At 57.3% G+C, this 1,667-nt stretch carries 1 protein-coding gene; it reads left to right on the top strand.

Annotated elements, in window-relative coordinates:
* The first annotated feature begins 176 nt into the window (after positions 1-176).
* On the top strand, positions 177-515 hold the full coding sequence (locus AC0L3B_RS38065) for an H-NS histone family protein (protein ID WP_473382669.1): 339 nt from the start codon (positions 177-179) through the stop codon (positions 513-515).
* Positions 516-1,667 lie beyond the last annotated feature (1,152 nt).

Below are 1,667 nucleotides of genomic sequence, written 5' to 3'. Positions count from 1 at the left end.
TACCCCGCGCGGCGATTTAAATACTCCGCCACGATATTACCACTGTCGCGCCTTTCTCCCTGCTACCTCTCGTATTAAATGTGGATTGCATGATCAATATTTCACTGAGGGCTTGTCTGCTCCCGGATTCCCGACTTGTCTGCCTGGGCCTTCTGCCCAAGATTAGGGATGGAGCCATGAACACCGCGCATTTCAATTTGCTCTCCGTTGACGAGCTCTGGATATTTCACCAAGAGGTCGCCGCCAAACTCACTCAGAAAATGTTGGTGCAAAAAGCACATTTGGAGGAACGGCTCCACAGGATTGGACTGGCCAACGAGGCCACGCGGTTCAATCGCGAGCGCCGTCCATACCCGCCCGTTCGTCCCAAATATCGCAATCCGAAGAACCCGGCGGAGACATGGTCGGGTCGCGGCAGGCTGCCTCGATGGCTGCGGCCGCAGCTTCGAGGCGGCCGAAAATTGGACGATTTCCTAATCGATCGGGCTTCAGCCGAAAAGCGGCAGACAAGTTGAGCGCGCGTTGCGGCATTTTGGGATGGAAATGCTGGCGCCTGCTGTTCCCCCTGGGCTCTGAGCTTTTCACATCATCGTTGAAACGCGGGTCATAACCATGCTTGGAGGGCCATTGCGAGCGCACTTGCAATCTGGCTGATGCTCTCGCTGAATCGCTCGGGGGGCTCGCGGCGCAGTGAAGACATCGACGAGAATTCTCAAGCGCGCGATGGCCCGCATCTAGTCGTGGTGCCCTCTGAAGTGCCGCCTAACTGCATTCCACGCTCGAAGGACTGGACGGAGGAGGACGACGAAAAGAACCCTGATTGCAACCGGCCTCATTGCGCGCTGCAGGAGTGGTGGGTCGTGATCGTCCGAGCGACCGGCCGTCGTGTTAATCGTCACCGGAGATGGAATTCCTGCTCGCCGAGCAGGTGACGGTCTGCGCGAGGGCAGGACAACTACAACGAACAGAACGTTCACCAGTAGCCATATTCCCACAATGAGAAGAAAAGTACGCACGAGAACGACCATCGTTGATCTAAATCTGCCGAGCTTACTCCTGCCTCATACCGGCACGCAACCGGCAACACTGCGTTCGCGAACGGAGCCGCTTCAGCGCAGCCCGCACATTTTCGCATCTCCCCGAGGCCGTTGGGCCCCGAGCGCTTTGCGAGCGTCCAGGATCGCTCGCAGCCTAGTCGGGCGCAACACTCGCGTCTGTGCGCTTTCGAACATTCATGCCCCCTTCAGGTATGCTAGTTCTATGCATCATCCGGCGAGAGCCGGACAGGGATGGCTCATCGGCCAAGACGGCCGTCCTCAGCCCGCAATCCCTGAACAGGGGCTGGGTCATGGAGCATGGCCCAAATATCGCAGCACGAAGAGCGGCGAATTTGGCGGTCCGCATAGAACCAGTATCGAGTTTCGGCAGTTGACTCCGGGTGGATCCGAACCAGCAACTGATTTGTTCGGGCCAAGGATAAGTTTAAAAGCTAAGCCGGCACACATGAAGGACCTCCGACGACGTTTGGAAAAGGTCCGCGCTGACGCCAGAGAGTTTATGCTGATGAGCCAGCAAGCGACGGACATAGAAAAGCGCGAGCTGTTTAAGCGCTTGGCGGATGAACTCGCCTTCGAGGCTCTCGAGCTTGAGCTAATCGTCAAGAAAAA

It is taken from the genome of Bradyrhizobium sp. Kon56 (genome assembly GCF_055807635.1).
Note: the sequence above shows the minus strand (reverse complement) of the source record. Positions and strands in the feature narration are given on the sequence as shown.